Genomic DNA, 20,199 nt, shown 5'->3' on the forward strand with positions numbered 1-20,199 from the left:
CGCCCCGGGGCGGCTCACACCGGGGTCGGCCCCCGCCCCCTCACACCTCCGGCCGGGCCCGTTCCACCACCGTCGCGAGGTCGAGGGTGTGCGGCAGCGTCCCGAAGGCCGCGCCCCCGTCACCGCCCAGCCGTGCCGCGCAGAACGCGTCGGCGACCTGCGGTGGCGCGTACCGCACCAGCAGCGAACCCTGGAGCACCAGCGCGAGCCGTTCCACGAGCCGCCGCGCACGCCCCTCGGCACCCTCCAGGTCGGCCAGTTCGGTCAGCAGGTCCTTGATCGCGCCGTCCAGCCGGTGATCGGCCCCGCGTGCCCGCCCGACCTCGCCGAGGTACGCGTCCAGCACCTGCGGGTCCCGGCTCAGCGCGCGCAGCACGTCCAGCGCCTGGACGTTGCCCGCACCCTCCCACACCGAGTTCAGCGGGGACTCGCGCACCAGCCGGGGCATCCCCGACTCCTCCACGTACCCGTTGCCGCCCAGGCACTCCGCCGCCTCCACCGCGAGGGGCGCACACCGCTTGGTCACCCAGTACTTGGCGGCCGGCACCGCGATCCGCAGCAGCGCCCGCTCCCGCTCGCTCCCGTCGTCACAGGCGGCGGCCAGCCGCAGCGCCAGCGTGGTGGCCGCCTCCGACTCCAGGGCGAGATCGGCCAGGACGTTGCGCATCAGCGGCTTGTCGACCAGTTTGCCGCCGAACGCCTCCCGGTACGTGCAGTGGTGCACCGCCTGCGCCACGGCCTGCCGCATCAGCCCCGCCGAGCCCAGCACGCAGTCCAGCCGGGTCGCCGCCACCATCCCGATGATGGTGCGCACCCCACCCCCCTCGTCCCCGACCCGCCGCGCCCACGTCCCCGCGAACTCGACCTCCGAGGACGCGTTGGACCGGTTGCCCAGCTTGTCCTTGAGCCGCTGGATCAGGAACACGTTGCGCGAGCCGTCCTCGAGCACGCGCGGCACCAGGAAGCAGGTGAGCCCGCCGGGCGCCTGCGCCAGCACCAGGAACGCGTCCGACATCGGGGCCGAGCAGAACCACTTGTGTCCGGTCAGCTCGTACGTCCCGTCCTCGGCCAGCGGCCGCGCGGACGTGGTGTTGGCCCGTACGTCGCTGCCGCCCTGCTTCTCCGTCATGCCCATCCCGAAGAGCACGCCGGACTTCTCGTGGGCGGGCCGCAGCGCCCGGTCGTACACCGCCGACGTCAGCCGCGGCTCCCACTCGGCGGCGAGTGCCGGGTCCGCGCGCAGGGCGGGCACGGCCGCGTGCGTCATCGACAGCGGGCAGCCGTTCCCGGCCTCCACCTGCGACCACACCACGAACCCCGCGGCCCGCCGCACATGCCCGCCCGGCCGCGCCCACGCGCCCGTCAGACCCGCCGAGACGCCCTTGCCGAGCAGCCGGTGCCAGGCGGGATGGAAGTCGACCTCGTCGATCCGGTGCCCGTACCGGTCGTGGGTGCGCAGCCGGGGCGGGTTCTCGTTGGCCTGCGCCCCCCATTCCTGCACCTGGGCGGAGCCGGAGGTGTGTCCGAGCGCCGACAGTTCGGACAGGCCCTCGTCCCGTAGCGACGGGTCCAGATGCCGTTCCACGGCCTCCGTCAGCGCCCGGTCGGCGGTGAACACGTCGTACTGCGCCAGCGGCGGGGTCTGGTTGGTCACGGTGTGCGTGGTACCTGCCATGAACACGAACCTACCCGGCACCGCCCTGCGCATCACTCCTCCGCGTCACCTCTTCACCTCGCTCCTCGGCACCACCCGGCGGACGCCCCGCGTCCACCCCGCGTCCACCCCGAGACCCTTCGGGTGAGGCCGACCAGGCACGACGGATACCTTTGGTCCGTGCAGCCAGCAAGCGATTCCCCCGACGCGCCCTCCGGCCGACTTCACCGGGCCCGGGCCCTGTACCGCAATGTCTCCAAACGCAGGACCGCCTGGCTGCTGCTCAAGGACACCGTCAACTCCTGCATGGAGTACCGGATCCTGGGCCTCGCCGCGGAGGCGGCCTTCTTCACCCTGCTGTCGGTGCCCCCGCTGCTGCTCAGCCTGATCGGCCTGCTCGGCTACGTCGACACCTGGACCGGCGCCGAGACCACCCAGAGCGTGCGGACCAACATCATCGAGGCCTCCCGCGCGGTGCTGTCCGACCGGGGCGTGCGCCAGATCGCCGAGCCGATCCTGGACGACGTGATGGAGGGCGGCCGGCCCGACGTCATCTCCCTCGGCTTCCTCCTCGCCGTCTGGTCGGGCTCCCGCGCGGTGAACGTCTTCATCGACACCATCACCGTCATGTACGGCCTCGACGGTGTGCGCGGCATCGTCAAGACCCGGCTGCTGGCCTTCCTGCTGTTCATCGTCGCCCTGCTGATCGGCTCGGTCGCGCTGCCCCTCATGGTGGCCGGCCCCGACGCCGTGGTCAGCGTCGTCCCCTGGTCGACGACGCTCGTGCAGATCCTCTACTGGCCCGTGGTGATCCTGCTGTCCGTGGCCTTCCTGACCACGCTCTACCACGTCTCCGTGCCCGTGCGCTCCCCGTGGATCGAGGACGTGCCCGGCGCGCTGGTCGCCCTCGCCATGTGGGTGTTCGGCAGCTTCCTGCTGCGGATCTACCTGACCAGCACCATCGAGGGCCCCACCATCTACGGCTCCCTCGCCGCCCCCGTCGCCGTACTCCTGTGGATCGGCGTGGCCGCCTTCGCCGTGCTCGTCGGGGCCGCGGTCAACGCCGCGATCGACCGGGTCTGGCCGGCCGCCGCGACGGCCGCCGCCCGCGAGGCGAACGAGCGGCTGCGGCAGGAGCAGGTCGCCGAGTACGTCGCCCGCACCTCCGCGGCGGCCGGCGACGAGGCCGACCCCGACATGCCCTCCGAGTTCCCCGAACGATGGTCCCGCTTCCTGCCCCCGGAGGAGGTCACGGCCCGCCTGCGCACCCACGCGAAGAGCAGCCACCACCCCCGCCCGAGGAACGGGGAGGGGGCGGGGGACCAGGAGGCGCCGCCCGGCGAGGGCAAGTAGAGCGGGGCGGGCCGGGGCGCACCGACGGCCCGGAACACCTCGCCGGGGGCGCACCGACGGCCCGGAACACCTCGCCGGGGGCGGACCGACGGCCCGGAACACCTCGCCGGGGGCGGACCGACGGCCCGGAACACCTCGCCGGGGGCGGACCGACGGCCCGGAACACCTCGCCGGGGCCGGACTCACACCGCCCGCCAGGTCCCCGCGGCCGCCTCCTCCCGTACGAAGTCCGAGAAGTCCCGCGGCTCCCGGCAGCCCAGCACCTGTCGCACCACCTCGTCCTCCACCTGCGCGTTGCGGCCGTCGAGGAGGGTGCCGAACACCTCGGTGAGGAACCCGGCCTCCTCGGGCGCGACCTCGAACCCGGTGAGCGCCTCCCCGTAGTCCCGGGCGGACACCGCGCGGTACGTCAGTCCCCGTCCCGTCGCCCGCGCGATCTCCGCGACCGCCTCCCCGAACGTCAGCAGCCGCGGCCCCGTCACGGTGAGGCTCCGCCCGGTGTACCGCTCCCCGCCGGTCAGCGCGGCGACCACGACCTCCGCGATGTCCCGCGTGTCCACGAACGGCTCCGGCACCTCACCGGCCGGGAACACCAGCTCCCCGGTCCGGCGCAGCTCCTCCACCAGCGGTCCCTCGCTGAAGTTCTGCGCGAACCACGCCGCCCGTACGACGGTCCAGTCCGCGCCCGACGCCCGCAGCGCCTCCTCCGTGGGCAGCGCCTGGTCCTCGCCCCGCGCGGACAGCAGCACCAGCCGCCGTACGCCCAGCCCGAGCGCCTGCTCGGCGAGCGCGCCGACCGCCTCGGCGGTCCCCGGCGCGCCCACGTCCGAGGGGTGTACCAGGTAGGCCGCGTCGGCGCCCCGCAGGGTGTCCGCCCAGGTCGTACGGTCCTCCCAGTCGAACCCGGTGGCCCGGGACGCCGCCCGCACCGCGAGCCCCGCCGCCTCGGCCGCCCGCGCCACCCGGCTTCCGGTACGCCCCCGGGCCCCGGTGACGACGACGGTCGGGTTCCCCGCGTCCGTCGTGTCCCCCGTGCCCCCCGTCTTCGTCGTGCCCGTCGTGTTCTTCGCGTCTGCCGTTCGCTGTGTCATGCGAACGAGTCAACTGCCCCCAGCCCGCCCGGACCATCGCCGAACGGCTCGTTCCCATAAGCCCGCGTCTACGCTGAAGCCCATGGACGCTCTCACCGGCCTGCTGGAAGGCCCCCGCGCCCGTGGCGCGTTCATGATCCGAGCCTGTTTCGACCCGCCCTGGTCGGTCCGGATCGAGGACCGCGCCCCGCTGACCGTCATGCTCCTCGTCCGCGGCGAGGCCTGGTTGGTGCCGGACCGTGGCGACCGGCGGCTGCTGCGCCCCGGCGACCTCGCCATCGCGCGCGGCCCCGACCCGTACACCTGCGCCGACGACCCCGGCACCCCGCCGCAGGCGCTGATCCTGCCGGGCGGGGAGTGCCACTACCCCGACGGACGCCCCCTGAACGGTGTCATGGACCTCGGCGTCCGCACCTGGGGCGACCGGCCCGACGGCGCCGCGGTCATGCTCATCGGCACTTACCGGGTGCAGGGCGAGATCGGCGGCCGCCTGCTCGACGTGCTCCCGCCCCTGGTCTTCCTCACGGCCGACGACTGGGGCTGCCCGCTCACCCCGATCCTCGCGGCGGAGATCGTGCGGGACGAACCCGGCCAGGAGGTCGTCCTCGACCGCCTGCTCGATCTGCTGGTCATCGCCGCGCTGCGGACCTGGTTCGCCCGTCCCGAGGCGGCACCGCCCGCCTGGTACGGGGCGCTGGGCGATCCCGTCGTCGGCCCGGTGCTGCGCCTCCTCCAGGACGACCCCGCCCACCCCTGGACGGTCGCCGGGCTCGCTGCGAAGGCCGGCGTCTCGCGCGCCGCGCTGGCCCGCCGCTTCGCGGAACGGGTCGGCGAGCCCCCGATGACGTACCTCACCGGCTGGCGCCTCGCCCTCGCCGCGGACCGCCTCCGCGACACCGACGACACCCTCGGCGCGATCGCCCGCCACGTCGGCTACGGCAGTGCCTTCGCCCTGTCGACGGCCTTCAAACGGGCGTACGGCGTCAGCCCGCAGGAGTGGCGGACGCGGGCCGCGTAGCCTGGGCGACGTGTACAGCGAACGGGCGTCACGGCTGCCGGACGCGGTCGTGTGGACCAGCACCCCGGCCGGCGCGGGAGCGGGCCGGGTGCTCCCCGACGGCTGCATGGACCTGCTCTGGCACGACGGCCGCCTGCTGGTCGCGGGCCCCGACACCCGCGCCCACCTGATCGAGGCCGGCACGTCGGGCCCCTGGGCGGGCATCCGCTTCCACCCCGGCACCCTCCCCGCCCTGTTGGGAGTGCCCGCGCACGAAGTGCGGGATCAGCGACCCGACCTGGCGGACCTGTGGCCGACAGCGGAGGCACGCCGAGCGACCACCCTGGTGAACGCGGCGGCCGACCCGGCGCGCGGCCTGGAGGACCTGGCCCTGAGGCGGGCGGCCGAGGCCGCCACCCTGCCCGACCCGGTGCTTCGACAGGTCGTGGCCGCCCTGGACGCGGGCCGCCCGGTCGCCGAAACAGCCGACGAACTCGGCCTGAGCGCACGCCAGTTGCACCGCCGCTCCCTGACGGCCTTCGGCTACGGCCCCAAAACGCTGGCCCGCATCCTCCGCCTGACCCGAGCCCTCGCCCTGGCCCGCCGGGGCACCCCGTACGCGGAGACGGCCACCCGTACCGGCTACGCCGACCAGGCCCACCTCTCCCGCGACGTACGGGACTTGACGGGCCTGCCGCTGAGCAGACTCCTGGCGGCTGACGACGGGGGACTGGTGTGAAAGCGGATCCCGGTCGTGGATGGTCACGCCCTGTGGGGCGTGGTCATCCGACGAAGGGACAGCGGGCCCGGCGTGAACCGCTCCGGGATCGGCGGAGTCTCTGACACGCCACGTACGAGGACGGGCCCCGGGCGCCCGCGCGCGATACACAGGGGCGCCCGGGACCTGTCATACGCCCATGCCGTGGACGGCTGGGGCGTGGGGGCCCTCCGGGGCCGGGGACGGGGTCAGCTGCGCCGCCAGGTCTGGTGGGCGGTGCCGGTGCAGGGCCACAACCTGACCGGCGCGCCGTTGGCCTCCTTGCCCCACCACACGTCGGCACACTTGTCGCCGGCCTTGAGTGACACCAGGTCCTCTTGGGTCTCACGGCTGTCTGCCGCGTAGCAGCCGCACGCTCGCGGTGCCCCGCAACCGGTGGGGCGGTGCGCCGCCATACTGCCTGACCGGTATGAACGGAACTCCGGAGAACGGACCTTGACCCGTCCGAGTACGAGCAGTTGACCATGTGCCGAGAACCAAGGGTGAGTTCACCCGTAAGCATCTCGATGCACCGGCCGGGGCGGACCGGCCCACGATGCGGCTGCGCTCACGCCCGGAGGCAACGAAGAAGGGGCTTGCCCGGCCGCCCGGCCCGTGCCACCCGGCAAGCCCGCACGTCTGAACGGAATGGCCGGCTCAGAAGACCAGCGGTGCGAACAGATCCACCCCGTTCCCGTCGGGGTCGAGGACGGTGGCGTACCGCTGTCCCCACACCGCGTCCCAGGGCTTGAGCGCGCTCCGGCAGCCGCTCGCCACCAACTCCTCGTACAGGGAGTCGACTTCGGCGGGACTGTCGCACCGCAGGGCGAGCGATGCCCGCCCTCCGCCCGAGGGCGGCTCCCACCCGGCGTGGAACGACCGGACGACCTCCTCGGTGTCCATCAGCAACCGCAGCCCGCCCGGCAGTTCCGCCTCGGCGTGCCCCTGCTCCTCGGACCCCTCGGGAAACGCGAACCCGAGCCGCCGATAGAAGGCGACCGACGCGCCCATGTCGGAGACGACCAGCCCGACGGCATCACATCGTGCACTCATGGGTTCACCGTAGATGCGCCCCGGCTTCCCGGTCTTGAAGGAATCGGACAGGCCCGCGCGTGGGCCGGCCGCGCGGTGGTGCCGTGCTCGCGCGTTCCACCAGGCGGGTGGAGAGTTCGGTGCGGGTGCTTTCCGGGTGGTGGCCGTCCATGCTGCGGAGCAGCAGGTGCAGGGCCGTCGCCGCCATCTCGGACAGGGGCTGCCGGACGGTCGTCAGCGCGGGGGCGAGCCAGCGGGCCTCGGGGAGGTCGTCGAAGCCGATCACGCTCATGTAGTCCGGCACGCGCAGGCCCCGTTCGGTCAGGGCCTCGTACGCGCCGAGCGCCATCCGGTCCGAGCAGACGAAGACGGCCGTGGGCGGCTCGGGCAGGTCGAGGAGTTCATGGGTACGGCAGCGGGCGGCGGCCTCGTCGAACCCGGCGTGGCGCACGTACTCCGTGCGGTGCCGGACCCCCGCCGCGGCGAGGGCCGAGCGGTAGCCGGCGACGCGGGCGCCGCTGGACAGGGTGTGCCGGTGACCCGCGACGACGGCGACGCGCTCGTGTCCGAGGGACAGTAAATGCTCGGTCGCCGTGACCCCGCCCTGCCAGTTCGCCGCGCCCACCGACACGACGCCGGGCGGGGGTTCGAGCACCGGGTCGATCATGACGAACGGGATGCGCTGCTGCTCCAGCCAGGCGTACTGGGACATGCCCAGTTCGGCCAGGTTGAACAGGACCCCCGACGATCCGCGGGCCACCAGCTTGTCCAGCCAGCCGCGCTCCGGGCGGCCGGAGTGGCCGCGGGCCGTCGCGGCCGACACCACGATCTCCAGCCCCGCGTCGTGCGCCGCCTCCTCCGCGCCGTGCAGGACCGCGCCGGTTCCCGAACTCCCCAGCGAGTCCACCACGAGGTCCACCCTGCGCGGTGCCCTCGCCCCGTCGAACCGGGGTCTGCGCACATAGCCGAGCCGGTCCAACGCCTCCGTGACCCGGCGCCGGGTCTCCGGGGCCACGTCCTCACGCCCGTTGACGACCTTGGACGCGGTCGGTACCGACACCCCCGCCTCGCGGGCCACGACCGCCAGCGTCGGTCCGGCCGCCATGCTCGCCCGTCCCGCACCTCCCGTACGGACCATCGGGACCCCACCTCTCCGGCCCCGCCGAGGGCCACCGCATAGAAAGCGCTTCCTACTGTAGATCCGGTGCAACCCGGCGGGAAGAACCCGTACGCGGCCGACAGGCGCGGGTGTGAAGCGCTCTCTTGCGTCCCCGAGTTCGCCCGGCCCTCCGGCTGCCTCACCTCCGGCGCCTGCCTCACCCTCGGCGCCCGCCACGCTCCGGCACCCGCCTTCGCCGGTCGTCGCCCGCGCCCTGCCTATGGTCATGTCCATGAAGCGGGTCTCGGATTTCCGTTCGTGGGGCACCGAATGGACCAAGATACCCCAAGGGATATTCATGGAGGAGGATGTGTGGAGCTGGAGATGGCGGCCGATGAGCTGAAGAGGGTGCTCAACCGGCTGCGGCGGGCACAGGGGCAGATCGCGGGGATCATCAGGATGATCGAGGAGGGGCGGGACTGCGAGGAGGTGATCACGCAGCTCGCGGCGGTCTCCCGGGCACTGGACCGGGCCGGTTTCGCGATCATCGCGACGGGGCTGCAGCACTGCATGGCCGAGGAGGGCCAGGTGGACGGTGACCGGGACCGGATGCGCGCGCGCCTGGAGAAGCTGTTCCTGTCGCTGGCCTGAGCCGTGGGCCGCGTCATGCCGGGGCGTCGGCGGGCAGGAAGGCGGTCACGGCCGGCAGGACCGTCGCGGAGGTGCGTCGCAGGCGGGGTCCGGAGGTCTCCGCGGTGAGGTGTTTGCCCTACCGGGCACCTGGACAGCGCGGCGTGCGCACCTCCGGCGGCCGACAGGGCGGCTCCGCGCACGGCCGGGTTCCAGCGGCGTCGCGCCGGAGCGGGCCCGAGCAGGGCCGCAGCGGGAACGCCAGGTCCTGTGGACGGCGCGGCGCAGCGGGCAGCGGGCAGCGGGCGACGAAGCCGTAGCGGACGCCCGCTCCGGCGCCCAGCGAGGCGAGGGCCGCGAGGGTCGGGACGGCGATGTGGGCGGGGGCCTGCTGGATCAGGACGAAGGTGCCCATGGCCAGCACGAACCAGGCGAAGAGCCGGGAGAGGACGTGTGCGGGGACGCGTCCGGCCAGCCGGGTCCCGACCAGGCTGCCGACGACCGCGAACCCGGTGACGGCCAGGGTCGGGCGGGGTCCAGTCGATCTGCACGGTCGAGAGGTAGCCGGCGAAGCCGGCGGCGGACTTCATCGCGATGACCAGCAGGGAGGTGCCGACGGCCACCGGCATGGGCAGGCCGCCCAGCAGGGCCAGGGCGGGGACGACGAGGAAGCCGCCGCCCGCGCCGACCAGACCGGTGGCCAGGCCGACGGCAGTGCCGTCCAGCAGGACCCGTCCCACCGGGAGTTGCCGGTGGGCCCGGTCGGGACCGGCAGCGCGGCGGCCCCGGAGCATGGCGCCGGCGGTGGCTGCGCGGCCGGGTGGTCCACGTCGGGAAAGTACCGCTGCACACCACCTCCCTGGCCGGCGGGACGATGTTCATCCTGCTCGGCGTCCTCTTCCTGGTGTTCGACGGCACCTCCGCCCTGCCGTCCCTGAGGGGAGTGGACGCGGAGTTCGCCTGGGAGGAACGGCTGTCGCGGTGGGCGGGCGCGGTCCCCGACCGCGCCCTGCTGCTCGGCCTGGTGCGCACCGGGACCGGACGGAAGGAAGAACACCATCGGCCCTCGGCGCACGCCCGCACGGACGACGCCGCGGAAGAACACCGCTGACCCCCTGCGGGTCCTGGGAGGCCCCACCCGAGTCCTCCCAGGACCCCCGGGCTCCCGGACGACCAGGCACCGGGCGCCGGCACGGACACCTCGTGCTCCACCTGCGCAGCCCTCTCGACGACCCACTACTGACGTGACGTGGTGAGCCCGGAGAGACCACGGGGACAGGTCCCGAACGACGGCGACGGGCGGCCGGACCGCGCTCGGCGACCTGCCGGGCGACCGCGTCGACGCCCCGGCCTGCACCTACCTCCCGGTGGGGCGCCCGGCACCGGCAGAAGCACCCGACCAGCACCCCCGTAGGATCACCCGGCACGACGCGGCGCGGCGAGCATCGCGATCGGGCGACGCGCCCAGGGGTGTCCCATCCGGCGTCGGACGGCGCCGCCCCGTGCACACCGCAGCGGTGTGCACGGGCATCGGGCCGTCCGGGCCGGACCGGATACCCCCGGGCGCGAGGGACCCCGCCCCGCCCCCGCGTTCCCGGACCACGGACCACGGACCACGGACACGATCCGTGCCGCCGGACGCGGGCGACCAGGACACCCCCACCGATCGGGGCGTCCGCAGTGAGCAGGAACCGATCCGGGACCCGCTCCCGTTCACTGACCAGGAACGGTGCCGAAGAGGAGCGGAGAACCATGCGTGAGGTGAGTCGGGCCGATGTGGTGCTCTCCGGATACGGTCCGGTCGGCCAGGCCTTCGTCGAGCACCTGGCACGGCAGGGGGACGGGCTGGCCCGCCGGCACGGCGTACGGGTGGGTGTGGGTGCCGTCCGGGCGAGCTCCGCACAGTGCCGGCTCCGTGAGGGGGAGCCCGTGCCGCCCCGCTCGGAGTGGAGTCCGCCGGCCCCGCTGGAGGAGACGCTCGACCAAACCGCTGCCCGCGTGTTCGTCCAGGCGATCCCGTCCTCGCCCCCACTCCGGCGGCACGCCGCGGAGGAGGCCCTCGTCGCCCTGCGCAGAGGGGTACATGTGGTCACGGCCACCAAGAGCCACCTGCTCAGCCACTGGCGGGACCTCGACGAAGCGGCCCGCGCGGCCGGCAGCATGATCAGGATCTCCGGGGCGACGGGGGCCGCTCTGCCGGCGGGGGACCTGGCCGGGACCTCGTTGCGCGGTCTGGGCTGCACGACGATTCGGGCCTGCCCGAACGGCACCGCCACGTTCGTCCTCGACCGCCTCGCCGAGGGCGACTCGCTGGGTGAGGCGGTCCGCGAGGCCCGGCGCCGGGGGACCGCGGAGGCGGACCCGTCGTCCGACCTGTCCGGCGAGGACGCCGCCACCAAGGTGCGGCTGCTGTCCGCGCTGGCCTGGGGATGGGACCCGGCGTCCGTACAGGTGCGGGCGGAGCCGGTGGGCGAGGGAACTTCCCGGGCGGCGCTGGACGCGGTCTCCCGGGCGCGCCGCCTGCGGGCCGTGGCGAGCGCCTCCCTGGACGAGCCCCACCTCGTCCGCGTCCGACTGGAGGAGACGGAGCCCGGCGACCCCCTGTACGCGCTGGCCGGGCCGGAGAAGGCCGTGGTGTTCGGCTGCCCCGAGGCCGGCGACGTCATCGTGAGCGGGGGACGCTCGAGCCCTCTGGGCGCCGCGCTGGCCCTGGTGAAGGACACCATCGAGGTCACGGCTCCCCGCACCGGGTTCCTCTGACATGCGGCACGCGGGGACCTGGTCTCCGGGACGGCGGGGACGGGGAAGGGGACGCGGGGGCCGGGGCGGTCAGCCCTTGACGGTCCTGGTCCCGGCCCCCGGAATCCCCCTGTCCCACCAGTGTCCGTAGCGCCGGCAGAGGGCGCGAGCACGGTCGGCGAGCAGCACGGACGACTTCTCCGCCTCCTCGGTCGCACCGTGCCGCGCGGCCTTGGTGAGTGGACGGAAGACCGTCGGTGCCGGCCCGCCGTGGGCCGCGCACGAGCCCCCGGCGACCCGGCTCTGCCCGCCGGGGGCTTCGCGTGCGCGGTCGGTCCGGCTCGGCCGCCTCAGTAGACGCTCAGGCCGTACGCCGACAGCCATTCGGTCACCGGCTGGTAGTAGGTGGAGCCTCCCGAGCTGCAGTTACCGCTGCCGGCGACGATGATGCCGACAGCCGTGCCGCCCGAGAAAGCCGGACCGCCGGTGTCGCCGGGCTCGGAGCAGATGGTGGACCGGAACAGTCCGTACACGGTTCCCCCGCCGTAGTTGATGGTGACGTTCACGGCCTGGACGGTCCCGCAGAGGTATCCGGTGGTCCGCCCGACGTGGCAGACCGACTGCCCGACGACGGGATGCGCCGCGTGGGTGATGTCGCGGGTACCGGCGCCGGCGCCCAGCGAGACCTCGCCCGGGTAGGCGACCGCCGTGTTGGTGTACCGGATGCTCGCGTAGTCGTTGCCCGGGAAACTCACTCCCGCGGTGACGCCGACGGCGACGGTCAGGGCGGCGTCGGCGTACCAGGTGCGGGCGCCCTGGGCGCACCGGCCCGAAACGAGCGCGTACAGCGTGGAGTTGGAGCGGGCGTTGAAGCCCACGGTGCAGCGGGCGCCGGTGCTGTAGAGGGTGTCGCCCCCGCGCACCGAGACGGCCGCCTGCCGCCCCGCCCGATCCCCGGCATGGGCGGCCGATCCGGCGGCGGCGGACCAGCCGAGGAGCAGTGCCAGTACGACGACGGCCCGGACGACGGTTCGCAGGGGTCTCTCGGAACGCGTGGGACTCACGACGGCCTCCTTTGGCATGTGCCTGCCATTGTGGGCCTCCCGGGCCCGGGCGGTCAGGCCGAAAGCCGCCAACCCCAGGGCGCCCGGACGGGGCCGCCGACCGTCCTCGTGCGCGGGAGTCACGGGTTGTGAAGATCGCATCGTTGCTGCGGAGACAATCGCGGGAAGCAGCCGCTTTGGAACACCTCCACCACCTGTGGAAGGAGGGAAAATACGAGGAGGCCGAAGCCGGGGCCAGGGCGCCCGAGGCGGAAGCGGGACGTCTGCGCAGACGAGGTCGGGGCATCGCTGTGGCGTGGTACGCCAGGGCCCTGGCCACGGCGGCGCCCTGCGTCCACGGACGCGGAGTGCAGGTGCTGGCCGAGCTGGAATCGCTCATAGCGGAGTTGAGCGGGATGGCTGGGCCCGGGCGGACGCTGCTGCTGGAGATCCGGAACAACCGCATGGTGGTCCTCAACGGTGTGGAGCGCTACGCGGAAGCGGAGGCTGAAGGGCTGGAGGTACTGCGCAACCTGACCCGCCTGAAACACCTGGTACCGGTAAGGGGCATCGAGTTGAGCGTGCTGAGCGACGTGGTCCGTGCCCTGTGCGGACAAGCCCGCTACGAGGAGGCCGAGGCCATCGCCCGGGGCAATCTGCCCCGGGCCGAAGGAAGCACGCTCGCTGCCTTGCACTACGGTGCGGACCCGCTTGACGAGGATGCTGTGGCCGTGCCGTTCGCCGTACAGGGGCGTGGTGGTGAAGTCGATCGTCCCGGTGGCCGTCCTGTCGAGCTTGACGCTCCTGAGGTTGACCCAGGTCGCCGCGAGGCTCTGGGGCACGTCCTCGCGGCTGGCCGCCCAGTACAGCGCACGCGCGGCGTCGTGGGAGAGGGCCGTCTGACCGCTGGCGAAGTCGGGGGTGGCGTACGGGAGCCGGTCCTGCTCGATCCAGGGGAGGTGGCGGGCGGCGTCCTCGTAGAAGGCGGTGGCGGGCGCGGCGTCCTCCAGCCCGGTCAGGGCCGCGTGGTACGGCGTGATCCGCGGGGCCACGGTCGCTGCCGCCCGTGCCGGAGAACCTGGCCTTGCTCAGGTCGTCGCCCGTGAGGATCGAGATCTCCTTGTTCGCGCAGCCCGGCTGGGTGCACAGCTGGGTCATCAACGGTCCGACGTCCTCGACCCGTCCGGCGAAGTAGATCACCGAGGGGACGTTCTCCCCCTGGCATGTGCGTTCCGCGTGCAGCCGCAGTTCGGGGTCGCCGTTCACCACCCGGTACTCCTGGGTGGGCAGCATCCGGAAGCGTTCCCGCTTCAGCATCTCCTCGCCGTAGGCGGCCTGCTCGCTGGTGTAACGGTCCTGCGAGCCCTTGAGGTCGCGGGCCAGCACCAGGGCGTACGTGGCCCTGCCGGGGGTGCGCAGCTGCCGGGCGACGTGACCGAGCGCCTCTGCCTGGTGCTCGTCGGGAGCCGCGAGACTGAACCAGTTGGAGAACTCCTTTGGAAGGTAGCTCGCCGAGTTGGTGCCGGAGACGACGGGCACTTCCGCCTTGTGGAGCCGGTCCGTGACACCGGGGCTGCTCTGCAGGTCACGGCCGAAGCCGACGACGCCGACGAAGGTCGGGTCGCGTTCGGCGTACGCGGCGATCGCCTCGGCCGTCTCACTCTGGTGTCCCATGTCCGCGCCGCCGTTGGCGAGCAGCACCCGCATCTTCACCGTGTGGTTCTCGTTGACGACACGCTGGGCGAGGTACACGCCGGTCAGCTCCTCGACGCCCTTGACCGGTGAGGGGTTCAGCCTGGAGGAGCTCAGTGGTCCGGCGTACACCACCGTGACGTAGGTGCCGGAGTGGCCGCGCAGCACCCTGGCGTTCTCGTCATGGATCCGGTCCTCCAGGTCGTGCAGTCTTCCGCCCTGCTCGTCGGCCTCCTCGTCGCCCGTGTCCCGGAGGTACGCACCGAACCGGACGTCCCCGGTGGCCAGCCCGATGCACTCCGTGCCGTCACCGGGCGCGGAATGCCGTTCGGTGTCGCGGTTGGCGGTCAGCAGGTCCGCCGAGCAGTACGTCCGGTGCAGCTCGTAGGAGTGGACACCGCCCGCCGTGCAGGCGAGGACGACGGCGAGAGTGAGGCTGTACGCCGACCACACCACGCGGACCAGCGGCAGGCGGTGCCGGGCCCTGACGCAGCGCCGGTCCGTCTCCCGCACCTGTACCAGCTCCTCGCGGGGCAGCGGAATCCTGAGCACCCAGGGCAGGGCGTTCGTCCTGCTCGGCGACTGGCCGGCCCTGAGGTTGCCGGCCCATTCGTCGTACCAGTTCCGCAGCCGCTGCTGGAGCCGGGAGGGCTGGTACCGGGACGGCGGCGGGGGTGCCTGCGGGCTTCCGTCCGCGCCGCGGTCGAGCAGCGGCGCGTCGTCCGCCGCCACGCCCGCCACGATCAGCAGCGGGTCGAGTTCGCTGCGCCGGCTGCGGACGTCGCTGACCGCCCTGATCAGTTCGATGCCGCCGTTCTCCAGTGCCGTCCGGCGCAGGAACAGCACCGGCGGACGCGTCCGCTTGAACCCCCGCAGGTCCCAGCTGCCGCGCCGGTGGTTGTTCCGCAGGTCATCGAGGAGCGCCAGCACGTACAGCTGGAGCGGGAACCGGCCGCCCTCCCGCAGGGCCTCGGCCACGTCGTAGGCGCGGGCCGCGATGGCCCCCCAGGAGCGGACGGGCCGCGGCAGCCGCACACTGGTCGACTGGTGGCGGGCGGCGGACTGGAGGAACGTCGTGGTCAGGAACCACCGGCTCTCCCTGCGTAACCACAGGAAGAGAGGGGCGCGGCCCGGGACGTGGTTCAGGACGGCGAGCAGGACCATCAGCCCGATGCCCGCCAGGACGGCGATGTACCACTCGGGGCGGGTGAGCAGCGAGGTGAAGGCGCCCAGGACGCCCACGGGGAGGAACTGCTGCACGTCGGTGAGCAGTATCTGCCGGCGCGGGGGTTTGCGGGGGCGCCAGTGCTGCCGGGCAGGAGGCGCAGCAGCTGGGTCCGGGCCTGCCCCCGCTGGGTGTTCCCCTCCGGAGTGCCGGCGGGGGAGGTCGGCCAGTGCGGGCTCATCTCCGGATCGTCGGTGACCTCCTGGAGGGCACGGACCAGGCCGAGGCGGGGGAAGGAGTAGGGCCGGTAGGCGGCGGACCGGTCGCCCCACTTCCCGGAGTCGCCGAGATCGCGCAGGAGGTGCGTGGCCCGCCTCGTGGCATCGTGCCCGTGCCCGTCTCCGTCCCCACCCCCGTCCGTTTGCGGCTCGGTCGAGGCGACCGCCAGACGCGTGCCGTGCTGCTGCTGTCCCTCGCGCAGTTCGTCGATGAGGTCGGTGACCCGGCCGTTGTCGGCGGGATCCTCGGCATGCAGCACGATCACCGGCATCGGCGGATCGCCCGCCCGGAAGTCCTGGATCGGGGACTCCAGTTGGCGTTGGACGTCGATTCCCGCCTCGGTCGACATGTCCGGGTGGCCACCCGGACAGTCCTGAGGGAAATTCTGATCACGGCCGTGCACGGACACCCCCCGGTGGTCGTACGACACATGTGTTGCAAGCGCTCGGTGAGGACAACGCTTGCCCCTGACAACCGCTCCCGGCAGGACGACGATCAGTCGGCCGCGGCGGAGACGGAGACGAGGCGCGGGGCGGGCGAAGGACAGCGGGCGGCAGCGGGCGGGGTGGGGGAGCGGGGCCCCGGGAAGGCCGTCCGGTGCGCGTTCGCTAGGCCGGCCGCCGTAGCGTCGCGGCGATCGCCGAGACCGTCTTCGGGCCCACCCGGCAGCACCCTCCGATCAGCCGGGCCCCGGACTCCCGCCACCCCGTGACCCGCTCGGCGGTGAACGTGGCGTGACCCCTCCACGCGCGCGCCCCGGCGTCCCAGGTCTCGCCGCTGTTGGGATAGACCACGACCGGTTTGCCGGTGACGCGGGCCGCGAGGGCGACCGCGTGGTCGGCGTCCTCGGGGGTGCAGCAGTTCACGCCGACCGCGACGACCTCGTCCACCTCGGCGGCGAGCGCGAAAGCGTCCTCCAGGGGCTGGCCCGCGCGGGTGCGGCCGCCCGTCGCCGAGTACGACAGCCAGGCCGGGACGCCGAGGCCGGGCAGGACGCGGAGGAGGGCCTCGGCCTCGTCGGTGTCCGGGATCGTCTCCAGGGCGAGGACGTCGGGCTCCGCGGCGGCCAGGGCCTCCATGCGCGGGCGGTGGAAGCGCTCCAGCTCGGCCACGCTCAGCCCGTACCGGCCCCGGTACTCGGAGCCGTCGGCGAGCATCGCGCCGTACGGGCCGACGGAGGCCGCCACCCACAGGGGGCGGGAGACCCGCGCCCGCCGGGCCGCCTCGCGGGCCGACCCGACGCTCAGGGCGAGCAGGGCGGTGGTCCGGCCGTGGTCGATGCCGCGTCGCGCGAAGCCCTCGAACGTCGCCTGGTAGCTGGCGGTGATCGCCACGTCCGCGCCCGCCTCGAAGTAGGCGAGGTGCGCCTCGGTGATCGCCCCGGCGTCCTCGGCGAGCAGGCGCGCCGACCACAGCTCGTCGCTCAGGTCGTGCCCGGCCGCTGCCAGCTGGTTGGACATGCCGCCGTCGAGAACGGCTGTGCCGGCGGCGAGAAGGCCGGCCAGGGCGGGGGCGGGGGTGGTGCGCATACCGTCGACGGTAGTCGAACCGAGAGCGGTGGGCCGGGCACGGGCGGGCGTCCCGGGCGGCTCCCCGGCAGGGGACCGCGTCGCACTCCGGGCGGGGTTCCGAAAACCCGGGCACGGCCCCTCAGCGCTCCCGGCGGGCGTTGAGCCGGGCGGCCCGGCGGGTCAGGTGGTCGCGCTCGGCGAGGTCGGACGCCTTCCGGGCCGCCTCGGCGTACAGGCGTGCCGCCGTCACCGGGTCGCCGTCGCGCTCGTGGAGGTACGCCGCCACCGCGGCGTGGCGGGGCAGCGAGTCGTCCAGTGCGGCGAGCGCCGCCAGGCCGGCGCGCGGCCCGTCGGCCTCGCCGACGGCCACCGCGCGGTTGAGCCGGACGACCGGGCTGTCGGTCAGGCGCGTGAGCTCGTCGTACCACTCGACGATCTGCACCCAGTCGGTCTCCCCTGCGGTGGGCGCGTCGGCGTGGAGTGCCGCGATGGCGGCCTGGGCCTGGAACTCGCCCAGCCGGTCGCGGGCGAGGGCCGCCTGCAGGATCCCGACCCCCTCGGCGATCGTCGCGGTGTCCCATCGGCCGCGGTCCTGCTCGGCGAGCGGCACCAGGCTGCCGTCGGGCGTGGTCCGGGCGGCGCGCCGGGCGTGGTGGAGCAGCATGAGGGCGAGCAGCCCCGCCACCTCGGGGTGGTCGATCGCGGCCGCGAGCTGCCGGGTGAGCCGGATGGCCTCGGCGGCGAGGTCGACGTCGCCGGAGTAGCCCTCGTTGAAGACCAGGTAGAGGACGCGCAGCACGGTGGCGACGTCGCCGGGCCGCTCGAACCGCACGCCGGAGACGGTGCGCTTGGCCCGGCTGATCCTCTGCGCCATGGTCGCCTCGGGCACCAGGTAGGCCTGGGCGATCTGGCGGGTGGTGAGCCCGCCGACGGCGCGCAGCGTGAGCGCGACCGCGGACGACGGCGTCAGCGACGGGTGGGCGCACAGGAAGTAGAGCCGGAGCGTGTCGTCCACCGCGGGCGAGGGCCCGGGGGCCGGTTCCTCGCCGACGCGGTCCTCACGCCGGCGGCGGGCGGTGTCCGCGCGGGTCGCGTCGAGGAACCGGCGCCAGGCCACGGTGACCAGCCAGCCCTTGGCGTCCCGCGGAGGGTCGGCCGGCCAGACCCGGACCGCCTCGACCAGCGCGTCCTGGACGGCGTCCTCGGCCGCCGCGAAGTCGGCTCCGCGGCGGACGAGGACCGCGAGCACGCCCGGTGTGAGGCTCCGGAGGAGGAGATCGTTCACCTCGGAGGTCATCGCCTCGTCGTTTCCGTCGTCATTCCGTGATGGTGGGCGGCGCGGTCAGGAACGGGCGCACCTCGAGCCACTCGTGGATCGGCTTCCCGCCCGCCCCGGGGGCGGCCGACAGTTCCCCGGCCAGCTCGACGGCGCGCTCGTGGCTGTCGACGTCGATCACCATCCAGCCGGCGATGAGGTCCTTGGTCTCGGCGAACGGGCCGTCGGTGACCGGCGGGCGGCCCTCGCCGTCGTACCGGACGAACGTCCCCTCGGGGGAGAGGGCCTGACCGTCGACGAACTCGCCGGTTCCCTCGAGCCGGGCGGCGAAGTCGTTCATGTACTGGATGTGGGCCGAGATCTCCTCAGGCGTCCACTGGTCCATGGGCACGTCGTTGACCGCGGCCGGGGCGCCGCGGTAGTGCTTCAGCAGCAGGTACTTGGTCATGGTGCTTCTCCTCGGTGCTGTGCGACCCATTCTGGTCGCGTTCACTGTGGGGACGGAGCCGGCCACGGGTTCTCGACAACGGCACCCGAAAATTTTTCGTTCCCGCGGACGTACCGCTTCGGCTCGTCCGAACCGTTGACCCAATCATGACAAGCGCTTACCTTTTCGGCGTCCGATGTTCGTCATGTCAGATGACTTTCGGTATGCCGAACGGAAGGAACGAGCCGAACAGTCCGTGCACGGACCACCCCCTCCCCGAGAGGCAGACCGCATGAGCCGCGCCGACGACCTGCCCCACCCCCACCCCCACCCCCACCCCCACCTCTCCGAGCCGTCGTCCGCTCCCTCGCACACGCCCGCCCGCAGGCTGCTGCTGAAGAGTGCCCTCGCGGCAGGCGCCCTGGCCGCCACCCCCGCGGTGGCCCACGCCGCCGCCCCCTCGGCTCCCGCCGGCCGGCCGGAGGCGGTGGCCCCCTACGCGAACCCCCTCGTGCGCCACCGTGCCGACCCGCACATCACCCGTCACACCGACGGCTTCTACTACTTCACCGCCACCGCCCCCGAGTACGACCGGATCGTCCTGCGCCGCTCCCGCACGCTGGCCGGGCTCGGGAACGCCGCCGAGTCCGTGATCTGGCGGGCCCACCCCACCGGTGACATGGGCGCCCACATCTGGGCGCCGGAGATGCACCGCGTCGCCGGCAAGTGGTACGTCTACTTCGCCGCCGCGCCCGCCGAGGACGTGTGGGCCATCCGCATCTGGGTACTGGAGAGCGCCCGCCCCAACCCCTTTCGGGGCACCTGGGTCGAGAAAGGGCGGATCAGGACCGCGTGGGAGACCTTCTCCCTGGACGCCACCACCTTCACCCACCGAGGCACCCGCTACCTCTCCTGGGCCCAGCACGAGCCCGGCATGGACAACAACACCGCGATCTGGCTCTCCGAGATGTCCGACCCGTGGACCCTGACGGGACCCCAGGTGCGGTTGTCCACACCGGAGTACGCCTGGGAACGCATCGGCTACAAGGTCAACGAGGGACCGTACGTGATCCAGCGCAACGGCCGGGTCTTCATGACGTACTCCGCCAGCGCCACCGACGCCCACTACTGCATGGGCCTGCTCACCGCCCCCGACGACAGCGACCTCATGGACACCGCGAGCTGGTCCAAGTCGCCCGTGCCCGTCTTCACCAGCAACGACACGACCCGGCAGTACGGTCCCGGGCACAGCTGCTTCACCGTCGCCGAGGACGGCCGCACCGACGTCCTCGTCTACCACGCCCGCCAGTACAAGGAGATCGACGGGGACCCGCTCGACGACCCGAACCGCCACACCCGCGCCCAGGTCCTCGGCTGGAAGCCGGACGGCACCCCGGACTTCGGCGTCCCCGTCGCCGACGGGACCGCAGCGGCCAGGGGCACGGGGGTGTGAC

General features: G+C 73.5%; 20 protein-coding genes and 1 pseudogene. 8 read left to right on the forward strand and 13 right to left on the reverse strand.

Annotated elements, in window-relative coordinates:
• Nucleotides 1-40: 40 nt before the first annotated feature.
• Nucleotides 41-1,675, reverse strand: coding sequence for an acyl-CoA dehydrogenase family protein (locus TU30_RS03195; protein WP_042164757.1), 1,635 nt, complete (start codon nt 1,673-1,675; stop codon nt 41-43).
• Between TU30_RS03195 and TU30_RS37930 the strand changes: the two genes are divergently transcribed.
• Nucleotides 1,674-1,802: a hypothetical protein gene (locus tag TU30_RS37930; RefSeq protein WP_267889323.1), complete on the forward strand. Its 129-nt coding sequence runs from the start codon at nt 1,674-1,676 to the stop codon at nt 1,800-1,802. The two genes, TU30_RS03195 and TU30_RS37930, sit on opposite strands and share 2 nt — an antisense overlap.
• A gap of 32 nt (nt 1,803-1,834) precedes the next feature.
• Complete coding sequence (locus tag TU30_RS03200) at nt 1,835-3,007, forward strand: YihY/virulence factor BrkB family protein (RefSeq protein ID WP_078878079.1); 1,173 nt, start codon at nt 1,835-1,837, stop codon at nt 3,005-3,007.
• A 182-nt stretch (nt 3,008-3,189) separates the two neighbouring features.
• On the opposite strand, the gene TU30_RS03205 is transcribed toward TU30_RS03200, so the two are convergent.
• Entirely contained in the window at nt 3,190-4,098 is a 909-nt protein-coding gene (locus tag TU30_RS03205; RefSeq protein ID WP_107068358.1) for an SDR family oxidoreductase, read from the reverse strand.
• Nucleotides 4,099-4,180: 82 nt separating this feature from the next.
• Between TU30_RS03205 and TU30_RS03210 the strand changes: the two genes are divergently transcribed.
• Both TU30_RS03210 and TU30_RS03215 read left to right on the forward strand, forming a co-directional pair.
• Nucleotides 4,181-5,116, forward strand: a complete 936-nt coding sequence (locus tag TU30_RS03210) for an AraC family transcriptional regulator (protein ID WP_042164237.1) — start codon at nt 4,181-4,183, stop codon at nt 5,114-5,116.
• A gap of 10 nt (nt 5,117-5,126) precedes the next feature.
• Complete coding sequence (locus TU30_RS03215; RefSeq protein ID WP_042164239.1) at nt 5,127-5,834, forward strand: helix-turn-helix domain-containing protein; 708 nt, start codon at nt 5,127-5,129, stop codon at nt 5,832-5,834.
• A 227-nt stretch (nt 5,835-6,061) separates the two neighbouring features.
• Here TU30_RS03215 and TU30_RS37935 read toward each other — a convergent pair whose 3' ends face one another.
• From TU30_RS37935 to TU30_RS03225, 3 genes are all read right to left on the reverse strand, one after another.
• Complete coding sequence (locus TU30_RS37935) at nt 6,062-6,181, reverse strand: RICIN domain-containing protein (protein ID WP_199816817.1); 120 nt, start codon at nt 6,179-6,181, stop codon at nt 6,062-6,064.
• A gap of 328 nt (nt 6,182-6,509) precedes the next feature.
• Nucleotides 6,510-6,905, reverse strand: a complete 396-nt coding sequence (locus tag TU30_RS03220) for a VOC family protein (protein WP_042164241.1) — start codon at nt 6,903-6,905, stop codon at nt 6,510-6,512.
• A 4-nt stretch (nt 6,906-6,909) separates the two neighbouring features.
• Entirely contained in the window at nt 6,910-8,022 is a 1,113-nt protein-coding gene (locus tag TU30_RS03225; protein ID WP_042164243.1) for a LacI family DNA-binding transcriptional regulator, read from the reverse strand.
• Nucleotides 8,023-8,355: 333 nt separating this feature from the next.
• Here TU30_RS03225 and TU30_RS03230 point away from each other — a divergent pair, with 333 nt between their 5' ends.
• Nucleotides 8,356-8,634 (forward strand): metal-sensitive transcriptional regulator, encoded by a 279-nt coding sequence (locus TU30_RS03230; protein WP_042164245.1) that lies wholly within the window; start codon nt 8,356-8,358, stop codon nt 8,632-8,634.
• A 118-nt stretch (nt 8,635-8,752) separates the two neighbouring features.
• On the opposite strand, the gene TU30_RS38170 is transcribed toward TU30_RS03230, so the two are convergent.
• Together TU30_RS38170 and TU30_RS38175 are read right to left on the reverse strand one after the other, a co-directional pair.
• Nucleotides 8,753-9,028, reverse strand: a complete 276-nt coding sequence (locus TU30_RS38170; RefSeq protein ID WP_042164247.1) for a hypothetical protein — start codon at nt 9,026-9,028, stop codon at nt 8,753-8,755.
• A 178-nt stretch (nt 9,029-9,206) separates the two neighbouring features.
• A pseudogene (locus tag TU30_RS38175) lies at nt 9,207-9,407 on the reverse strand (TSUP family transporter); the annotation flags it as partial.
• 26 nt (nt 9,408-9,433) lie between these two features.
• Between TU30_RS38175 and TU30_RS03240 the strand changes: the two are divergent.
• Together TU30_RS03240 and TU30_RS03245 are read left to right on the forward strand one after the other, a co-directional pair.
• Complete coding sequence (locus TU30_RS03240; RefSeq protein ID WP_370626548.1) at nt 9,434-9,724, forward strand: integral membrane cytochrome biogenesis protein; 291 nt, start codon at nt 9,434-9,436, stop codon at nt 9,722-9,724.
• A gap of 641 nt (nt 9,725-10,365) precedes the next feature.
• Nucleotides 10,366-11,373 (forward strand): homoserine dehydrogenase, encoded by a 1,008-nt coding sequence (locus TU30_RS03245; RefSeq protein ID WP_042164251.1) that lies wholly within the window; start codon nt 10,366-10,368, stop codon nt 11,371-11,373.
• Nucleotides 11,374-11,702: 329 nt separating this feature from the next.
• Here TU30_RS03245 and TU30_RS03250 read toward each other — a convergent pair whose 3' ends face one another.
• The 6 genes from TU30_RS03250 to TU30_RS03270 all read right to left on the reverse strand — a co-directional run bounded on the left by TU30_RS03250 (nt 11,703) and on the right by TU30_RS03270 (nt 18,766).
• Entirely contained in the window at nt 11,703-12,416 is a 714-nt protein-coding gene (locus TU30_RS03250) for a S1 family peptidase (protein WP_042164254.1), read from the reverse strand.
• 453 nt (nt 12,417-12,869) lie between these two features.
• Nucleotides 12,870-15,347: an ABC transporter substrate-binding protein gene (locus TU30_RS03255; protein WP_234307757.1), complete on the reverse strand. Its 2,478-nt coding sequence runs from the start codon at nt 15,345-15,347 to the stop codon at nt 12,870-12,872.
• On the reverse strand, nt 15,251-15,880 hold the full coding sequence (locus TU30_RS36820) for a hypothetical protein (protein WP_234307758.1): 630 nt from the start codon (nt 15,878-15,880) through the stop codon (nt 15,251-15,253). The genes TU30_RS03255 and TU30_RS36820 overlap by 97 nt, the downstream gene beginning before the upstream one ends.
• 259 nt (nt 15,881-16,139) lie before the next feature.
• Entirely contained in the window at nt 16,140-17,060 is a 921-nt protein-coding gene (mmuM, locus tag TU30_RS03260) for a homocysteine S-methyltransferase (protein ID WP_042164257.1), read from the reverse strand.
• 121 nt (nt 17,061-17,181) lie between these two features.
• The gene (locus TU30_RS03265; protein WP_199816818.1) at nt 17,182-18,339 is read right to left on the reverse strand and encodes an RNA polymerase sigma factor; all 1,158 of its coding nucleotides are present in this window, start codon (nt 18,337-18,339) and stop codon (nt 17,182-17,184) included.
• A 19-nt stretch (nt 18,340-18,358) separates the two neighbouring features.
• Entirely contained in the window at nt 18,359-18,766 is a 408-nt protein-coding gene (locus TU30_RS03270) for a YciI family protein (protein WP_042164260.1), read from the reverse strand.
• A 271-nt stretch (nt 18,767-19,037) separates the two neighbouring features.
• On the opposite strand from TU30_RS03270, the gene TU30_RS03275 reads away from it, so the two are divergent.
• Nucleotides 19,038-20,198 carry a family 43 glycosylhydrolase gene (locus TU30_RS03275; protein WP_078878080.1) on the forward strand — a complete coding sequence of 387 codons (1,161 nt, stop codon included), beginning with the start codon at nt 19,038-19,040 and terminating at the stop codon, nt 20,196-20,198.
• Nucleotide 20,199: the final 1 nt, after the last annotated feature.

The sequence above is a fragment of the Streptomyces sp. NBRC 110035 genome, from assembly GCF_000829695.1.
Lineage (GTDB): Bacteria > Actinomycetota > Actinomycetes > Streptomycetales > Streptomycetaceae > Streptomyces.

Coding starts and splice junctions, on each gene's coding strand:
- TU30_RS37930 (WP_267889323.1), top strand. CDS start 1,674: ATGAACACGAACCTACCCGGCACCGCCCTGCGCATCACTCCTCCGCGT.
- TU30_RS03195 (WP_042164757.1), bottom strand. CDS start 1,675: ATGGCAGGTACCACGCACACCGTGACCAACCAGACCCCGCCGCTGGCG.
- TU30_RS03205 (WP_107068358.1), bottom strand. CDS start 4,098: ATGACACAGCGAACGGCAGACGCGAAGAACACGACGGGCACGACGAAG.
- TU30_RS03210 (WP_042164237.1), top strand. CDS start 4,181: ATGGACGCTCTCACCGGCCTGCTGGAAGGCCCCCGCGCCCGTGGCGCG.
- TU30_RS03220 (WP_042164241.1), bottom strand. CDS start 6,905: ATGAGTGCACGATGTGATGCCGTCGGGCTGGTCGTCTCCGACATGGGC.
- TU30_RS03225 (WP_042164243.1), bottom strand. CDS start 8,022: ATGGTCCGTACGGGAGGTGCGGGACGGGCGAGCATGGCGGCCGGACCG.
- TU30_RS38170 (WP_042164247.1), bottom strand. CDS start 9,028: ATGGGCACCTTCGTCCTGATCCAGCAGGCCCCCGCCCACATCGCCGTC.
- TU30_RS03245 (WP_042164251.1), top strand. CDS start 10,366: ATGCGTGAGGTGAGTCGGGCCGATGTGGTGCTCTCCGGATACGGTCCG.
- TU30_RS36820 (WP_234307758.1), bottom strand. CDS start 15,880: ATGTCGACCGAGGCGGGAATCGACGTCCAACGCCAACTGGAGTCCCCG.
- mmuM (WP_042164257.1), bottom strand. CDS start 17,060: ATGCGCACCACCCCCGCCCCCGCCCTGGCCGGCCTTCTCGCCGCCGGC.
- TU30_RS03265 (WP_199816818.1), bottom strand. CDS start 18,339: ATGACCTCCGAGGTGAACGATCTCCTCCTCCGGAGCCTCACACCGGGC.
- TU30_RS03270 (WP_042164260.1), bottom strand. CDS start 18,766: ATGACCAAGTACCTGCTGCTGAAGCACTACCGCGGCGCCCCGGCCGCG.
- TU30_RS03275 (WP_078878080.1), top strand. CDS start 19,038: ATGAGCCGCGCCGACGACCTGCCCCACCCCCACCCCCACCCCCACCCC.